At 60.1% G+C, this 17,452-nt stretch carries 12 protein-coding genes; 9 read left to right on the top strand and 3 right to left on the bottom strand.

The annotated features are described in order from the left end of the window. Positions 1 to 40 precede the first annotated feature (40 nt). The 4 genes from HYE77_RS04630 to HYE77_RS04615 all read left to right on the top strand — a co-directional run bounded on the left by HYE77_RS04630 (position 41) and on the right by HYE77_RS04615 (position 6,219). Positions 41 to 1,963, top strand: a complete 1,923-nt coding sequence (locus tag HYE77_RS04630) for a PrkA family serine protein kinase (RefSeq protein WP_003210999.1) — start codon at positions 41 to 43, stop codon at positions 1,961 to 1,963. Positions 1,964 to 2,089: 126 nt separating this feature from the next. Next, the gene (locus tag HYE77_RS04625) at positions 2,090 to 3,361 is read left to right on the top strand and encodes a YeaH/YhbH family protein (RefSeq protein ID WP_003211000.1); all 1,272 of its coding nucleotides are present in this window, start codon (positions 2,090 to 2,092) and stop codon (positions 3,359 to 3,361) included. Then, on the top strand, positions 3,358 to 4,920 hold the full coding sequence (locus HYE77_RS04620) for a SpoVR family protein (protein ID WP_102370017.1): 1,563 nt from the start codon (positions 3,358 to 3,360) through the stop codon (positions 4,918 to 4,920). The genes HYE77_RS04625 and HYE77_RS04620 overlap by 4 nt, the downstream gene beginning before the upstream one ends. Positions 4,921 to 4,983: 63 nt before the next feature. Further along, the gene (locus HYE77_RS04615; protein WP_177041292.1) at positions 4,984 to 6,219 is read left to right on the top strand and encodes a multifunctional CCA addition/repair protein; all 1,236 of its coding nucleotides are present in this window, start codon (positions 4,984 to 4,986) and stop codon (positions 6,217 to 6,219) included. Here HYE77_RS04615 and folK read toward each other — a convergent pair. Further along, on the bottom strand, positions 6,189 to 6,707 hold the full coding sequence (folK, locus tag HYE77_RS04610; protein WP_003211005.1) for a 2-amino-4-hydroxy-6-hydroxymethyldihydropteridine diphosphokinase: 519 nt from the start codon (positions 6,705 to 6,707) through the stop codon (positions 6,189 to 6,191). The genes HYE77_RS04615 and folK overlap by 31 nt on opposite strands. Continuing rightward, a complete protein-coding gene (folB, locus tag HYE77_RS04605) occupies positions 6,698 to 7,051 on the bottom strand; it encodes a dihydroneopterin aldolase (protein ID WP_003211007.1) in 354 nt (117 codons plus the stop codon). The genes folK and folB overlap by 10 nt, the downstream gene beginning before the upstream one ends. A gap of 74 nt (positions 7,052 to 7,125) precedes the next feature. Between folB and plsY the strand changes: the two genes are divergently transcribed. Beyond that, entirely contained in the window at positions 7,126 to 7,695 is a 570-nt protein-coding gene (gene plsY / locus HYE77_RS04600; RefSeq protein WP_003211009.1) for a glycerol-3-phosphate 1-O-acyltransferase PlsY, read from the top strand. 33 nt (positions 7,696 to 7,728) lie between these two features. On the opposite strand, the gene tsaD is transcribed toward plsY, so the two are convergent. Continuing rightward, on the bottom strand, positions 7,729 to 8,754 hold the full coding sequence (tsaD, locus tag HYE77_RS04595; RefSeq protein ID WP_087694726.1) for a tRNA (adenosine(37)-N6)-threonylcarbamoyltransferase complex transferase subunit TsaD: 1,026 nt from the start codon (positions 8,752 to 8,754) through the stop codon (positions 7,729 to 7,731). Positions 8,755 to 8,957: 203 nt separating this feature from the next. On the opposite strand from tsaD, the gene rpsU reads away from it, so the two are divergent. The 4 genes from rpsU to HYE77_RS04575 all read left to right on the top strand — a co-directional run bounded on the left by rpsU (position 8,958) and on the right by HYE77_RS04575 (position 17,362). After that, a complete protein-coding gene (gene rpsU, locus HYE77_RS04590; protein WP_002551877.1) occupies positions 8,958 to 9,173 on the top strand; it encodes a 30S ribosomal protein S21 in 216 nt (71 codons plus the stop codon). A gap of 445 nt (positions 9,174 to 9,618) precedes the next feature. Then, positions 9,619 to 11,580, top strand: coding sequence for a DNA primase (dnaG, locus tag HYE77_RS04585; RefSeq protein ID WP_003211012.1), 1,962 nt, complete (start codon positions 9,619 to 9,621; stop codon positions 11,578 to 11,580). Between the two features lie 67 nt (positions 11,581 to 11,647). Next, entirely contained in the window at positions 11,648 to 13,498 is a 1,851-nt protein-coding gene (rpoD, locus tag HYE77_RS04580; protein ID WP_003211014.1) for an RNA polymerase sigma factor RpoD, read from the top strand. A gap of 120 nt (positions 13,499 to 13,618) precedes the next feature. Beyond that, complete coding sequence (locus tag HYE77_RS04575; protein ID WP_102370019.1) at positions 13,619 to 17,362, top strand: bifunctional diguanylate cyclase/phosphodiesterase; 3,744 nt, start codon at positions 13,619 to 13,621, stop codon at positions 17,360 to 17,362. Positions 17,363 to 17,452: the final 90 nt, after the last annotated feature.

Genomic DNA, 17,452 nt, shown 5'->3' with positions numbered 1-17,452 from the left:
TCCGGCGTCGGCTCCACGTATCGAGCGAGGTGACGACGTCATGAGTATTTTTAGCCACTTCCAACAACGCTTCGAGTCCACCCGCCAGGAAGAGCTCTCGCTTCAGGAGTATCTCGAACTGTGCAAAAAGGACCGCAGCGCCTACGCGTCTGCCGCTGAACGCCTGCTGTTGGCGATCGGCGAGCCGGAGCTGGTGGACACCGCAGCCAATTCGCGCTTGTCGCGGATTTTCTCGAACAAGGTGATCCGTCGCTACCCGGCCTTTGAAGACTTCCACGGTATGGAAGAATGCATTGACCAGATCGTCTCGTATTTCCGCCATGCTGCCCAAGGCCTGGAAGAGAAGAAACAGATCCTCTACCTGCTCGGCCCCGTCGGCGGCGGCAAGTCGTCCCTGGCCGAGAAGCTCAAACAACTGATCGAGAAGGTGCCGTTCTACGCCATCAAGGGCTCACCGGTGTTCGAGTCGCCCCTGGGGCTGTTCAATGCCACGGAAGATGGCGCGATTCTCGAAGAAGACTTCGGCATTCCACGGCGCTATCTCAATACCATCATGTCGCCCTGGGCGACCAAGCGCCTGGCCGAGTTCGGCGGCGACATCAGCCAGTTCCGGGTGGTGAAGCTCTACCCCTCGATCCTCAACCAGATCGCCGTGGCCAAGACCGAACCGGGTGACGAGAACAACCAGGACATCTCGGCACTGGTGGGCAAGGTCGATATCCGCAAACTCGAAGAATTCCCGCAGAACGACGCCGATGCCTACAGCTACTCGGGCGCACTGTGCCGGGCCAACCAGGGCCTGATGGAGTTCGTGGAGATGTTCAAGGCACCGATCAAGGTGCTGCACCCACTGCTCACCGCGACACAGGAAGGTAACTACAACAGCACCGAAGGCCTGGGGGCGATTCCATTCACCGGGATCCTGCTGGCCCACTCCAACGAATCGGAATGGCACACCTTCCGCAACAACAAGAACAACGAAGCCTTCATCGACCGGATCTATATCGTCAAGGTGCCGTACTGCCTGCGGGTCAGCGATGAAATCAAGATTTACGACAAGCTGCTGTTCAACAGTTCCCTGGCCAAGGCTCATTGCGCGCCTGACACCCTGAAGATGCTGGCCCAGTTCACCGTGTTGTCGCGCCTCAAAGAGCCGGAAAACTCCAACATCTACTCGAAGATGCGCGTGTATGACGGCGAAAACCTCAAGGACACCGATCCGAAGGCCAAGTCGATCCAGGAATACCGCGACACCGCCGGCGTGGATGAGGGCATGAACGGCCTGTCGACACGTTTTGCGTTCAAGATCCTGTCCAAGGTCTTCAACTTCGACCCGCACGAAATCGCCGCCAACCCGGTGCACCTGCTCTACGTGCTGGAACAGCAGATCGAACAGGAACAATTCCAGGCTGAAACCCGCGAGCGCTATCTGCGCTTCCTCAAGGAATACCTGGCACCGCGCTACATCGAGTTCATCGGCAAGGAAATCCAGACCGCGTACCTTGAGTCCTACAGCGAATACGGCCAGAACATCTTCGACCGCTATGTGCTGTACGCAGACTTCTGGATCCAGGACCAGGAATACCGCGACCCGGAAACCGGCGAGATTCTCAACCGCGTAGCCCTCAACGAGGAACTGGAAAAGATCGAAAAACCCGCCGGCATCAGCAATCCGAAGGATTTCCGCAACGAAATCGTCAACTTCGTGCTGCGCGCCCGGGCCAACAACAACGGCAAGAACCCTACCTGGCTCAGCTATGAGAAGCTGCGGGTGGTCATCGAGAAGAAAATGTTCTCCAACACCGAGGATCTGCTGCCGGTCATCAGCTTCAACGCCAAGGCCAGCAAGGAGGATCAGCAAAAACACAACGACTTCGTCACTCGCATGGTCGAGCGTGGCTACACCGACAAACAGGTACGACTGCTCTCCGAGTGGTACTTGCGGGTCCGCAAATCGCAGTAAGGCAGCGACAAGCGTGTAATGCCAGGCTCCCGGTACGCCGGACAGCCTGGCAATCGACCGCTTGTCTTTAAGCTTTCAGCTTGCCGCTTGAAGCTTGTAACTTGAAGCTGCCCGGAGGGCTCCTACATGAGCTATGTGATCGACCGACGTCTCAATGGCAAGAACAAGAGCACGGTAAACCGCCAGCGGTTCCTGCGGCGTTACCGTGACCACATCAAAAAGGCCGTCGAAGAGGCCGTCAGCCGCCGTTCCATCACCGATATGGAGCATGGCGAACAGATCAGCATCCCCGGACGCGACATCGATGAACCGGTGCTGCACCACGGCCGGGGCGGCAAACAGACTGTCGTGCATCCCGGCAACAAGGAATTCACCAGCGGCGAACATATCCAGCGGCCTCAAGGCGGTGCGGGCGGCAAAGGGCCGGGCAAGGCCGGCAACTCCGGCGAAGGCATGGATGAGTTCGTGTTCCAGATCACCCAGGAAGAATTCCTGGAATTCATGTTCGAAGACCTGGAACTGCCCAACCTGGTCAAACGCAACCTGACCGGTACCGACACTTTCAAGACCGTGCGCGCCGGGATCAGCAACGAAGGCAATCCGTCTCGGATCAACATCATCCGCACCCTGCGTTCAGCCCATGCGCGACGTATCGCCTTGTCTGGCAGCAGCCGCGCGAAGCTGCGGGATGCCAAGGCGGAACTGGAGCGCCTGAAACGCGAAGAGCCGGACAACTTCGGCGATATCCAGGAAATCGAAGCCGAAATCGCCAAACTCAGTGCGCGAATCCATCGCGTGCCGTTTCTCGACACCTTCGACCTGAAGTACAACCTGCTGGTCAAGCAACCCAATCCCAGTTCCAAGGCGGTGATGTTCTGCCTGATGGACGTGTCCGGCTCCATGACCCAGGCGACCAAGGACATCGCCAAGCGCTTCTTCATCCTGCTGTACCTGTTTCTCAAGCGTAACTACGACAAGATCGATGTGGTGTTCATCCGCCATCACACCAGCGCCAGGGAAGTCGACGAGGAGGAATTCTTCTACTCGCGGGAAACCGGCGGCACCATCGTCTCCAGCGCCTTGAAGCTGATGCAGGAAATCATGGCCGAACGCTATCCGGCCAACGAGTGGAACATCTACGCCGCCCAGGCTTCCGACGGCGACAACTGGAACGACGACTCGCCGATCTGCCGCGACATCCTGATCAACCAGATCATGCCGTTCGTGCAGTACTACACCTACGTCGAAATCACCCCGCGCGAGCATCAGGCCCTGTGGTTCGAATACGAGCGCATCAGCGAAGCCTTCGCTGACACCTTCGCCCAGCAACAATTGGTCTCGGCCGGCGATATCTATCCGGTCTTCCGTGAACTCTTCCAGCGCAGGTTAGTGACATGACCGCCAAAGAGCATAAGCGCCAACCCATATCCACGGGGTCCGAATGGACCTTCGAACTGATCCAGGCCTATGACCGGGAAATCAGCCGCATCGCGGCGGGTTATGCCCTGGATACCTACCCCAACCAGATCGAAGTGATCACCGCCGAACAGATGATGGATGCCTATGCGTCCGTGGGCATGCCCCTGGGCTATCACCACTGGTCCTACGGCAAACACTTCCTCAGCACTGAAAAGTCCTACACCCGCGGCCAGATGGGCCTGGCCTACGAAATCGTCATCAACTCCGACCCGTGCATCGCCTACCTGATGGAAGAAAACACCATCTGCATGCAGGCGCTGGTGGTGGCCCACGCGTGCTACGGGCATAACAGCTTCTTCAAGGGTAACTACCTGTTCCGCACCTGGACCGATGCCAGCTCGATCATCGATTACCTGGTATTCGCCAAGCAGTACATCATGCAGTGCGAGGAGCGCCACGGCATCGACGCAGTGGAAGACCTGCTGGACTCCTGCCATGCCCTGATGAACTACGGCGTCGATCGCTACAAACGCCCGTATCCGATTTCCGCCGAAGAAGAACGGCTGCGCCAGAAGGACCGTGAAGAGCATCTGCAAAAACAGATCAACGACCTGTGGCGCACCATTCCCAAACGCGCCGGCAAGAATAACGACAAGGACAATGCGCGCTTCCCCGCCGAACCTCAGGAAAACATCCTGTATTTCATCGAAAAGCACGCACCATTGCTGGAGCCCTGGCAGCGGGAAATCGTGCGGATCGTGCGCAAGATTGCCCAGTATTTCTACCCACAACGCCAGACCCAGGTGATGAACGAAGGCTGGGCCACGTTCTGGCACTACACCCTGATGAACGACCTGTATGACGAAGGCCTGGTCACCGACGGTTTCATGATGGAGTTCCTGACGTCCCACACCAGCGTGGTCTTCCAGCCGGGCTTCGACAGCCCCTACTACAGCGGTATCAACCCGTATGCATTGGGCTTTGCGATGTACCGCGATATCCGGCGCATGTGCGAGCACCCTACCGAAGAAGACCGCCGCTGGTTCCCGGAGATTGCCGGCAGCGATTGGCTGTCGACCATCAAGTTCGCCATGAGCAGCTTCAAGGATGAGAGCTTCATCCTGCAGTACCTGTCCCCCCAGGTGATTCGAGACCTCAAGCTGTTCAGCATCATGGACGACGACCTCAAGGACGACCTGCTGGTGCCGGCGATCCACGATGAGCCGGGTTACCGCACCATCCGCGAAACCCTCGCGGCGCAGTACAACCTGGGCAACCGCGAACCCAATGTGCAGATCTACAGCATCGACGTACGCGGCGACCGCTCGCTGACCCTGCGCCACCAGCAGCACGACCGCAAACCGCTGGGAGAGTCCACTGAGGAGGTTCTCAAGCACCTGCACCGGCTGTGGGGGTTCGATATCCACCTGGAGACGCTGCAAGGCGACCAGGTGATGAAAACCCACCACGTTCCGCCGCGTAACGAGCACAGCGACAACGATTACGGCCGCCTGGACCTGGCAGTCGTGCATCTGTGAAACGGCAAAGCCTCCATTGGCGGGCCGCAGGCGTTATCCTGTGCCGCTAATGGAGGCTTTTTCATGCAAATCTACAAAGTCGGTGGTGCGGTACGTGATCGCCTGCTGGGCATCCCCGTTACCGATATCGACCGTGTCGTAGTCGGCGCTACCACTGAAGAAATGCTCGCCCTGGGCTACAAGCCTGTGGGGTCGGACTTCCCGGTATTTCTTGACCCGAAAAATGGTGACGAGTACGCCCTCGCCCGCACGGAGCGCAAGAGCGGCCGGGGTTATGGCGGCTTTGTGTTTCACGCCAGCCCCGAAGTTACCCTGGAAGAAGACCTGATCCGCCGCGACCTGACCATCAACGCCATGGCCGAGGATGACGCGGGCAACCTGACCGACCCTTATCACGGCCAGCAGGATCTTGACGCACGCATTCTGCGTCACGTTTCCCCGGCGTTTGCCGAAGATCCACTCCGAGTCCTGCGCGTTGCCCGCTTTGCCGCACGCTATGCCGGCCTCGGCTTTACGGTAGCGCCCGAAACCCTGGAACTGATGCGCGAACTCAGCGAGTCGGGCGAACTGGAAGCCTTGACGCCCGAACGCAGCTGGAAGGAGATTTCCCGCGCATTGATGGAAAACCAGCCACAGGTGTTTATCCAGGTGCTGCGCGATTGCGGCGCCCTGAAAACCCTGATGCCGGAAATCGACGCACTGTTTGGCGTGCCGCAACCCGAGGCCCATCACCCCGAAATCGATACCGGCGTGCACACATTGAGCGTGCTGGAACAGGCGGCCATCCATGCCCAGCCGTTGACCGTCCGCTGGGCGTGCCTGCTGCACGATCTGGGCAAGGGGCTCACGCCTGTGGATAAGTTGCCGCAGCACATCGCTCATGAGCAACGCGGTGTGAAGCTGATCAAGGCGATGAACGAACGCTTCAAGGTGCCAAGGGATTGCCAGGAGTTGGCGTTGCTGGTGGGCGAATATCACACCCATGGCCACCGCGCACTGGAGCTGAGGCCCTCGACATTGCTGGAGTTGCTGCAAAGCTTCGACGTTTACCGTCGCCCGCAACGCTTTGAAGAGTTTGTGGTGGCATGCGAGATGGACGCCCGCGGGCGCAAGGGCCTTGAGCAGAGAAGTTATCCACAAGCAGATTATTTGCGCGGTGCGGCGCTGGCGGCCAGAGGTGTGGCCGTCGCACCGCTACTGGAACAAGGCTTCAAAGGCCCCGAACTGGGCGAAGCGCTGAAACGCGAACGGCTCAAGGCGCTAAAAGCCTACAAGAGCGAGTCCGGCGTCAACGGCTGATCCCGCCATTCGAACGCGACCGGCGCCAGTACCTGGTCAATGTGTGCATCCTGCCACAGCGCGGCAAATGACTTGCCCACCTCAGGATGCACACGCTGCGGCGCCATCAACGACAGCGGCCACAGCACAAACGCGTTCTTCAGGATTTCGGCCCGGGGCAGGATCAGGCCATCGAAGTTACCCACCAGCTCGCCATACAGCAGCACGTCGATGTCCAGCGGCAAGCCCTTGCGATCCGGGGCGTAGCGGCCATTGTCGGCCTCGATGAATTTCAGCCGGCGGTCCAGTTCCATCAACGGCAGGTCGGTATACGCCGACACCACCAGATTGAAGAATGGCCCGCTCTTGATGCCCACAGGCTGGCTTTCAAACACCGGCGAACAGCGCATCTGCGTCAGGAAACCCGCCAGCGCATCAAGGCCAGCGTGCAAATGGGCCTCACGCTCGATGTTACTGCCAAGACCAAGGTAAACCTGAGTTAGCGACATCCGCGCTCGATCTCCACGCCCACACCCTTGGCGGCCGGTACGGCGCCGGGCTTGGTCAGTTTGAGGTGCAGCCAGGGAATCTGGAACTCACTCATCAACACTTCAGCCAGGCGCTCGGCGAAGGTTTCCACCAGCTGGAATTGCGCCTGCTCGGCAAAGGCCTGGATCCGCGCGGACACGCTCGCGTAATCCAGCGCCAGGGTCAGGTCATCACCGGCAGCGGCCGGGCGGTTATCCCAGGCGAAGCTCAGGTCCAGACGCAGGCATTGCCGGATACCGCGCTCCCAGTCGTAGGCCCCGATCACGGTGTCGACTTCCAGGCCTTCGATAAACACTCTGTCCAAGCACTCTTCTCCGCTGCACGACAAGGGCGCGATGCCCCGTTAGAATCAGGGCGTCCTCGCCCGGAATAGTTAGCATGTTTTGGTTACTGGCGACTCTCGCCTACCTGCTCGGCTCGCTGTCCTTCGCCATTTTGCTCAGCCGCCTGACGGGAAATCCCGACCCGCGAATGAGTGGCTCAGGCAATGCCGGCGCCACCAATATGTTGCGCCTGGCCGGCAAGAAACTCGCCGTACTCACGCTGTTCGGCGACGTCTGCAAGGGCCTGCTGCCGGTGCTGATCGCCGATCTCGCCGGGCTCTCGCTGCAACAGCAAGCCTGGATCGGCGTCTGCGCGGTGCTCGGCCACCTGTTCCCGCTGTACTTTCGCTTTCGCGGCGGCAAAGGCGTTGCGACGGCGGCCGGCATGCTGCTGGGGATCTACCCACCGGCGGCGCTGCTGGCCATCCTGGCCTGGCTGCTGACGTTCTACCTGACACGCACCAGCTCGCTGGCCGCCCTCATCGCCACGCCCCTGACCCTGCCGTTGCTGGCGTGGCAGGAACCGGAGGCGCTGGTGCCGATGAGCGTGCTCACGCTGCTGATCGTCTGGCGCCACCGGGGCAATTTACGCGACCTGTTTGCCGGGCGCGAACGGCATTTTTAAATACGCCCGGTGAACTCGGCTCACGTTCGCCCGTTACAGCGGCGGCAACTGCTCCATCGGCCAGCGCGCCTGCACGCTGATTGCCAGGCTTTCATGCTGCCCGGCCTGCAAACGCTGGCAACCGGCATAGGCGATCATCGCACCGTTATCGGTGCAGAATTCGGGACGCGCATAAAACACGTCGCCCTTCATGTCGCCGAGCATTTTCTCCAGGGAGCTGCGCAGCGCCTTGTTCGCGCTGACGCCGCCCGCGATCACCAGGCGCTTCATGCCCGCCTGCTTCAGGGCCCGCTTGCACTTGATGGTCAAAGTCTCCACCACGGCCTGCTGGAACGCCAGCGAGATGTCGCAACGGGCTTGCTCACTGTCGTCTCCGGCGCTGACGCTCTGCTGCCAGGTGTTCAGGGCAGAGGTTTTCAGGCCGCTGAAGCTGAACATCAGGCCAGGGCGATCGCACATCGGGCGCGGGAAGGTATAGCGCCCCGGAACGCCTTTTTCTGCCAAGCGGGCGATTTCCGGGCCGCCCGGATAATTAAGGCCCATCATCTTCGCAGTCTTGTCGAAAGCTTCACCGGCAGCGTCGTCCAGGCTTTCGCCCAGCAGCGTGTATTGACCGATTCCGTCGACCTGAACCAGCTGCGTATGGCCGCCTGAAACCAACAAAGCGACGAACGGGAACGCTGGCGGGTTTTCTTCCAGCATCGGTGCCAGTAAATGGCCTTCCATGTGGTGCACACCAAGGGCCGGAATGCCCCAGGCAAATGCCAGCGCCTGGGCGCAAGAGGCCCCAACCAGCAGGGCTCCGACCAATCCGGGGCCTGCGGTATAGGCAATGGCGTCGATCTCGGTCGGCACGCAGCCGGCCTCGTCCAACACCTGGCGAATCAATGGCAGCATGCGTTTCACATGATCACGGCTGGCCAGCTCCGGCACCACGCCGCCATAGGCGCGATGCAGGTCGATCTGACTGAACAGTGCGTCGGCCAAAAGCCCGCGCTCACTGTCGTAAAGTGCGACACCGGTTTCGTCGCACGAGGTTTCTAATCCCAGAACTAGCATGGGTTTGCGCCTTGTAGAGGCTGAATTCGAAGGCGCGCATAATAGTCGCCACTCCCCCTCCCGACTAGCGGTTTTCGATCAGAGGCTTTGCATTCCGGGCAATGAGGGGTTAACATCCGCAACCCTTAAAAACCGACGACCTCAGCCGCGAATTTTTTGCGACGAGAACGTTGATTCCCGGTAATGAAAGAAGGTAGCTCTGGATGCCAGCCGTCAAAGTAAAAGAGAACGAACCCTTCGACGTAGCTCTGCGTCGTTTCAAGCGCTCCTGCGAAAAAGCCGGTGTTCTGGCTGAAGTTCGTAGCCGCGAATTTTACGAGAAGCCAACTTCTGAGCGTAAGCGTAAAGCAGCAGCCGCTGTTAAGCGTCACGCCAAGAAAGTTCAGCGCGAGCAGCGCCGCGCCGTTCGTCTGTACTAATACACAGACGTTCGTAGCAAGCTTCTGCCAAGCCCGGCCCTCAGCCGGGCTGTTGGCATTTGCGGATATCGCTTGATGCTTCACCGTTGACGCCGCACACGCGACTGAAACGAACTGCTTCACACGTCAGGACTGGCTCTTTTGCCAGCGGTGCACGTCTCTTCTGACGAGCCTAACAAGGCTACTGACGAGCACACTTATTTTTTAACAGGCGATCAACAGGTCGGCTGCGCCCACCGATGAGCTTCCGAGGCCCCCACATGGCCAAGACCGGACTCCCGGGCAACATTTCTACGCCGGGCACTGATCGGAACTAACGTCAGTGAATGTTCGGCAGATACACTTCCTGACAGACCAAGCAGACGACAGTAGATCGAGCCGCACAACACGCGCGCCTTGAGCACTTTGCGGGCCCTCTTTTACACGCAGTGATGACGAGAACGCCATGGCCGGGCTAATTCCCCAGAGCTTTATTGACGACCTTCTGAACCGCACCGACATCGTCGATGTTGTCAGCTCGCGCCTGCAGATGAAAAAGGCCGGCAAGAACTACACCGCCTGCTGCCCGTTCCACAAGGAAAAGACTCCGTCGTTCAGCGTCAGCCCCGACAAGCAGTTCTACTACTGCTTCGGCTGCGGCGCTGGCGGCAACGCCCTCGGCTTCATCATGGACCACGACAACCTGGACTTCCCCCAGGCCGTCGAGGAACTGGCGAAAGCCGCCGGCATGGAAATCCCCCGCGAAGAAAGTGGCCGCCCGCACAAACCGCGGCAACCCACCGATTCGCCGCTGTACCCGCTGCTTACCGCTGCTGCCGACTTTTACCGCCAGGCACTGAAAAGCCACCCGCAGCGCAAAGCCGCCGTCGATTACCTCAAGGGCCGCGGCCTGACCGGTGAAATCGCCCGCGACTTCGGCCTCGGCTTCGCCCCGCCGGGCTGGGACAACCTGTACAAGCACCTGAGCAGCGACACCCTGCAGCAAAAAGCCATGATCGACGCCGGCCTGTTGGTGGAAAACGCCGAGACCGGCAAGCGTTATGACCGCTTCCGCGACCGCGTGATGTTCCCGATCCGCGACAGCCGCGGCCGCATCATCGCGTTCGGCGGCCGGGTGCTGGGGGACGACAAGCCCAAATACCTGAACTCACCGGAAACCCCGGTGTTTCATAAAGGCCAGGAACTCTACGGCCTGTTTGAGGCGCGCAAGAACAACCGCAACCTCGACGAAATCATCGTGGTTGAAGGCTATATGGACGTGATTGCCCTGGCCCAGCAAGGTTTGCGCAACGCCGTGGCGACCCTGGGCACCGCGACCAGCGAAGAGCACTTGAAGCGCCTGTTTCGCGTGGTGCCCAACGTACTGTTCTGCTTCGACGGCGACCAGGCCGGCCGCAACGCAGCGTGGCGTGCCCTTGAGTCGACCCTGTCGAGCCTGCAGGACGGGCGGCGCGCACGCTTCCTGTTCCTGCCCGAAGGTGAAGACCCGGACACCCTGGTCCGCTCCGAAGGCACCGACGCGTTCCGCGCGCGCATCAACCAACACGCACAACCGCTGGCCGATTACTTTTTCCAACAACTGACCGAAGAGTCCGACCCGCGCTCCCTCGAAGGCAAGGCCCACATGGTCACCCTCGCGGCCCCGCTGATCGACAAGGTTCCGGGCGCCAACCTGCGGACCCTGATGCGCCAGCGCCTACTGGAAATCACCGGCTTGAGTGGCGAGGCCGTCAGCCAGCTGGCCCGCAGCGCGCCGCAAGAGGCGCCGCCGGCCTACGACCCGGGCATGGATTACGACGCCATGCCGGACTATTCCGACTTCCACCAACCGCAGGAGGCCTACACGCCCCAGCAGGAGTGGACACCGAAGAAACCCGGCGCCGGCGGCAAGAAATGGGACAAGAAACCCTGGGACAAAAACGGCAAACGTGGCGGTGACCGTGACGAACCGCGCGGCCCACGCGTCCCAGCAGCAGTAGAGCCGCCCACCATGGCAGCCCTGCGTACACTTTTGCACCACCCGCAACTGGCACAAAAAGTCGAGGATGCGGGGCACTTTGCGGCCGAAGACCACACCAATACGCAACTGTTGGTGGCCCTGCTCGAAGCCGTACAGAAGAATCCTAAGCTAAACTCATTCCAGCTGATTGCACGCTGGCACGGCACCGAACAGGGCCGTTTGCTGAAGGCATTGGCAGAAAAGGAATGGCTGATTGATGGCGATAACCTTGAACAACAGTTTTTCGACACCATTACTAGCTTGGTAGCTCGTCAACGCGAGCGAAACCTGGAACAACTTCTTCGAAAAGCGCGTCAGAGTGAATTGACCGCCGAAGAGAAAAATCAACTGCGCGACCTTTTAAGTCGCAATGTTTCCGCATCAAACCCGACCTCAGCTGGCGTGTGAGGTCATAGCTCGGGTATAATCCTCGGCTTGTTTTTTGCCCGCCAAGACCTTCAGTGGATAGGGTGTTATGTCCGGAAAAGCGCAACAGCAGTCTCGTATCAAAGAGTTGATCACCCTTGGTCGTGAGCAGAAGTATCTGACTTACGCAGAGGTCAACGACCACCTGCCTGAGGATATTTCAGATCCAGAGCAGGTGGAAGACATCATCCGCATGATTAATGACATGGGGATCCCCGTACACGAGAGTGCTCCGGATGCGGACGCCCTTATGTTGGCCGACGCCGATACCGACGAGGCAGCCGCTGAAGAAGCAGCCGCCGCGTTGGCAGCGGTCGAGACCGACATCGGTCGCACGACTGACCCTGTGCGCATGTATATGCGCGAAATGGGTACGGTAGAGCTGCTGACACGTGAAGGCGAAATCGAAATCGCCAAGCGTATCGAAGAGGGCATCCGTGAAGTGATGGGCGCAATCGCGCACTTCCCAGGCACGGTTGACCACATTCTCTCCGAGTACACTCGCGTCACCACCGAAGGTGGCCGCCTGTCCGACGTCCTGAGCGGTTATATCGACCCGGACGACGGCATTGCGCCACCTGCGGCTGAAATTCCGCCACCGATCGATGCCAAGGCTGCGAAAGCAGACGACGACACCGACGACGACGAAGCTGAAGCCAGCACCGATGACGAAGAAGAAGTCGAAAGCGGTCCGGATCCGATCATCGCAGCCCAGCGCTTTGGCGCGGTCTCCGATCAGATGGAACTGGCTCGCAAGGCCCTGAAGAAGCACGGTCGCGGCAGCAAGCAGGCAACTGCTGAATTGCTGGCCCTGGCTGAACTCTTCATGCCGATCAAACTGGTACCGAAGCAATTCGAAGGCCTGGTTGAGCGGGTTCGTAGCGCCCTTGAGCGTCTGCGTGCACAAGAGCGTGCGATCATGCAGCTCTGTGTCCGTGATGCGCGCATGCCGCGTGCCGACTTCCTGCGCCAGTTCCCTGGCAACGAAGTCGACGAAAGCTGGACCGACGCACTGGCCAAAGGCAAAAGCAAATACGCTGAAGCCATTGGTCGCTTCCAGGCCGACATCGTTCGTTGCCAGCAGAAGCTGACTGCATTGCAGACTGAAACCGGTCTGACGATTGCCGAGATCAAGGACATCAACCGTCGCATGTCGATCGGTGAGGCCAAGGCCCGCCGCGCGAAGAAAGAGATGGTTGAAGCGAACTTGCGTCTGGTGATCTCCATCGCCAAGAAGTACACCAACCGTGGCCTGCAATTCCTCGATCTGATCCAGGAAGGCAACATCGGCTTGATGAAAGCGGTGGACAAGTTCGAATACCGTCGCGGCTACAAGTTCTCGACTTATGCCACCTGGTGGATCCGTCAGGCGATCACTCGCTCGATCGCCGACCAGGCCCGCACCATCCGTATTCCGGTGCACATGATCGAGACGATCAACAAGCTCAACCGTATTTCCCGGCAGATGTTGCAGGAAATGGGTCGCGAACCGACCCCGGAAGAGTTGGGCGAACGCATGGAAATGCCTGAGGATAAAATCCGCAAGGTATTGAAGATCGCTAAAGAGCCGATCTCCATGGAAACCCCGATCGGTGATGACGAAGACTCCCATCTGGGTGACTTCATCGAAGACTCGACCATGCAGTCGCCAATCGATGTTGCTACCGTTGAGAGCCTGAAAGAAGCGACTCGCGACGTACTGTCCGGCCTCACTGCCCGTGAAGCCAAGGTACTGCGCATGCGCTTCGGCATCGACATGAATACCGACCACACCCTTGAGGAGGTTGGTAAGCAGTTCGACGTTACCCGTGAGCGGATTCGTCAGATCGAAGCCAAGGCGCTGCGCAAGCTGCGCCACCCGACGAGAAGCGAGCATTTGCGCTCCTTCCTCGACGAGTGATCACAAAAACCCCGGCCCAGGCCGGGGTTTTTGCTTCTACAGATTAAATCCTCGCTGCCTCCCCTCCCCCGCAATGCCCGTCTACACTCGAAACATTCCCCGTGCCATAACGAGACCGTTATGCCCAGATTGCCGACCGTGTTACTGCTGTCGCTGCTGACCTGGACCGCAACGGCTGGCGCGTTGACTCTCACCGATGAAGAGCGTGGCTGGCTGGCGGACCACCAAGAGTTGCGCCTGGGCGTCGACGCCTCTTGGCCACCCTTTGAATACCGCGATGAAGACGGTCGCTACCAGGGCCTGGCCGCTGATTATGTGCGGCTGATGCAGGATCGCCTTGGCGTCAGGATCAAACTGATCGAGCCGGTGAACTGGAGCGCCGTGCTGGAACAGGCCCGCAACAACCAGCTCGACCTGCTGCCGGGCATCATGTCCACACCGGAACGCCAGGGTTTCCTGTCGTTTACCCGGCCTTATCTCGACTTCCCCATCGTCATCCTCGCCCACGAAGGCGGCCCGCAACCACGCAGCCTCAAAGACCTGTACGGGTTGAAGGTGGCCGTGGTGGAAAACTACGCGCCCCATGAACTGCTGCGCACTCACCACCCGGACCTCAACCTGGTGGCCATGCCCAATGTCAGCGCTACGCTGCAGGCCCTGGCCACCGACAAGGTCGACGCCGTAGTGGGCGATCTGGCGTCCAGCGTGTGGAGCCTGCGCCAACTCAAGCTGGAAGGCCTGTACATCAGCGGCGAAACGCCTTACCGCTATCAGTTGGCCATGGGCGTACCCAAGGACGACAAGATGCTGGTGGGCATCCTCGATAAAGTCCTGGCCGACATCAGCCCGTCTGAGACCGAGGCCATCCAGCAGCGCTGGGTCGGCAACGTCATCGACCACCGCACGCTCTGGACGGATGTGCTGCTCTACGGGTTGCCTGCCGTGCTGTTGCTGAGCATCGTGCTGGCCGTGGTTATTCGGATCAATCGTCGGCTCAGCTCGGAAATTTCCCGCCGGGTCGCCCTCGAACAGGAACTGCGCAGCAGCGAATACCACTATCGCGGCCTGGTGGAGAGCCTTTCCGCGATCGCCTGGGAAGCCAGCATCAGCGATTTCACCTACAGCTACGTGTCGCCCCACGCCGAGGAACTGCTGGGTTACCCCCGTGCCCACTGGCTGATCCCGGGCTTCTGGCGCAACATCATCCACCCCGCGGACCTGACCCGCACCGAATCCTATTGCTACGCCGAAACCCGGGCCAACCGCGACCACAGTGTCGACTACCGGGTGATCACCGCCGATGGACGCTGCCTGTGGGTGCGGGACATCGTCAGCCTGATCGAACACGGCCACGAGCCCGTGCTGCGCGGCCTGATGATCGACATCAGCGAGGCCAAGCGCACCGAGGAAGCGTTGCAGCTTTCGGAACAGAAATTCGCCTCTGTGTTCCAGCAATGCCCGGACATCCTGGTCATCGCCCGGCTGTCGGACGGCTGCCTGATGGAGGTCAATAAGGCATTCGAAGACCAGATCGGCCTGAGCGCCGAAGCAGTCGTAGGAAAAACCGCCACTGAACTGAATATCTGGGGCATCCAGGGCGTAGGCCCCGGCCTGCTGCAACGGGTACAGACCACCAGCATCCGCAACCTGGAAATGCCCTTCCTGCGCAGCAACGGCCAGGCCTTCACCGGACTGATCTCCGCCGAACCCTTTCAACTGGATACCACCGAAGCTCTGGTCGTGGTGGTGCGTGACATCACCCAGCTGAAAGAAACCCAGCAGCGACTGCAGACCTCCGAAGAGAAATTCGCCAAGGCCTTTCATGCCTCTCCCGACGGCCTGCTGTTGTCCCGCCAAAGCGACGGTTTGCTGATTGAGGTCAACGAAGGATTCAGTCGAATTACCGGCTTCAACAGCGTGATGTCACTGGACCAGTCAACCCTGGACCTCGGGATCTGGGTCGACCTGAACGAACGCAAAGATATGTTGGAGCGGCTGCAACGGGATGGATTTGTCCGCGACTTTGTCTGCCACATCCGCCGCAGCGACGGCGAAATTCGCCTGTGTGAAGTCTCCAGCCGCCCGCTGCCCATCGGCGACGACGACTGCATGCTGACCATCGCCCGGGACATCACCGAACGCCAACTGATGCAGGAAAAACTGCAACAGGCCGCCACCGTGTTCGAGAGCACGGCCGAAGGCGTACTGATCACCGACACCCGGCAAAATATCAGCGCCGTGAACCGCGCCTTCAGCGAGATCACCGGCTACAGCGAAGCCGAGGCCCTCGGCCAAACCCCGCGCCTGCTTGCCTCGGGCCTGCACGACAGCGCCTTCTACGCGGCCATGTGGCACCAACTGACGGCCAACGGCCACTGGCAAGGCGAGATCTCCAACCGGCGCAAGAGCGGCGAGCTGTACCCCAGCTGGCTGACCATCAGCGCCGTGCGCAACCGCGAGGAGTCGATCACCCACTTCGTCGCCGTGTTTGCCGACATCTCCAGCCTCAAGCACGCCCAGGCGCGCCTCGATTACCAGGCCCACCACGACCCGCTGACCGGCCTGCCCAACCGCACCCTGTTTGAAAGCCGCCTGCAAGCCGCCCTCAACAACCAACAGGAAACCGGCAGCCAGGGCGCCGTGCTGTTCCTCGACCTCGACCGCTTCAAACACATCAACGACAGCCTCGGCCACCCGATTGGCGACCTGCTGCTCAAGGACATCGCCGTTCGCCTCAAGGACCAACTGCGAGACGTCGACACCGTCGCCCGCCTGGGCGGTGACGAATTCATCATCCTGCTGCCCGGCCTGCAACAAGCCAGCGACGCCGAACACCTGGCCAATAAGCTGCTGGCCTGCTTCACTCCACCATTCCAGGCGGGCGAGCATGAGTTCTTCATCAGCGCCAGCATCGGCACCAGCCTGTACCCACGGGACGGCAACGACGTCGCCACCCTGGTCAAAAACGCCGACGCCGCCATGTACCGCTCCAAGGCCAAGGGCCGCAACCGCGTCGAAAGCTACACCCAGGACCTCACCGCCCAGGCCAACGAGCGCGTGGCCCTGGAACACGAACTGCGCCGAGCGATCGAGCGCGACGAATTGTCTCTCTATTACCAGCCGAAACTCAGCCTCGACACCCAACAACTGATCGGCGCCGAAGCCCTGATTCGCTGGCGCCACCCCACCTTCGGCGAAGTGCCGCCCGAGCACTTCATTGCCCTGGCCGAAGAGAACGGCATGATCCTGCAGATTGGCGACTGGGTACTGGAGCAGGCCTGCCGACAGATGCACGACTGGCGAGAAATTTTTGATGACTTCGGCCCGCTGTCCGTCAACCTGGCGGGCGCGCAACTGCGCCACCCCAACCTGCTGGCGCGCATCGAGCAACTGCTGCGGGACAACCGCCTGGAGCCTGGCTGCCTGCAACTGGAGATCACCGAAAACTTCATCATGAGCCAGGCCGAAGAGGCGCTGGAGGTGCTGCACCAGCTCAAGCATCTGGGCGTGCAACTGGCCATTGATGACTTCGGCACCGGCTATTCGTCCCTAAGCTACCTGAAACGCCTGCCGCTGGACTTCCTGAAGATCGACCAATCCTTCGTCCGTGGCCTGCCCGACGACCCACACGATGCGGCGATCGTGCGCGCCATTATTGCCCTGGGGCACAGCATGCAATTCACCATCATTGCCGAAGGTGTGGAAACGCCGGCCCAGCAAGCGTTTCTGGCGGCTGAAGGTTGTGAGCAGATGCAAGGCTATATCGTCAGCCTGCCGCTGCCGCCGGACCTTTTCGCCGCTACGTTCCTTCGTATGAGTGTTTCGGACTTTTCGGATGGCACAGCGAAGAAACCATCGCTATAATCCGCGGCCTACTGAGGGCCTATAGCTCAGTTGGTTAGAGCAGGGGACTCATAATCCCTTGGTCGTAGGTTCTTATGTGGTATGAATGTC

Origin of the sequence: Pseudomonas sp. IPO3774 (assembly GCF_013386835.1) — a bacterium.
GTDB lineage: Bacteria > Pseudomonadota > Gammaproteobacteria > Pseudomonadales > Pseudomonadaceae > Aquipseudomonas.
The sequence above is the reverse complement of the archived record's forward strand: the minus strand, read 5'-3'. Positions and strand labels throughout refer to the sequence as shown.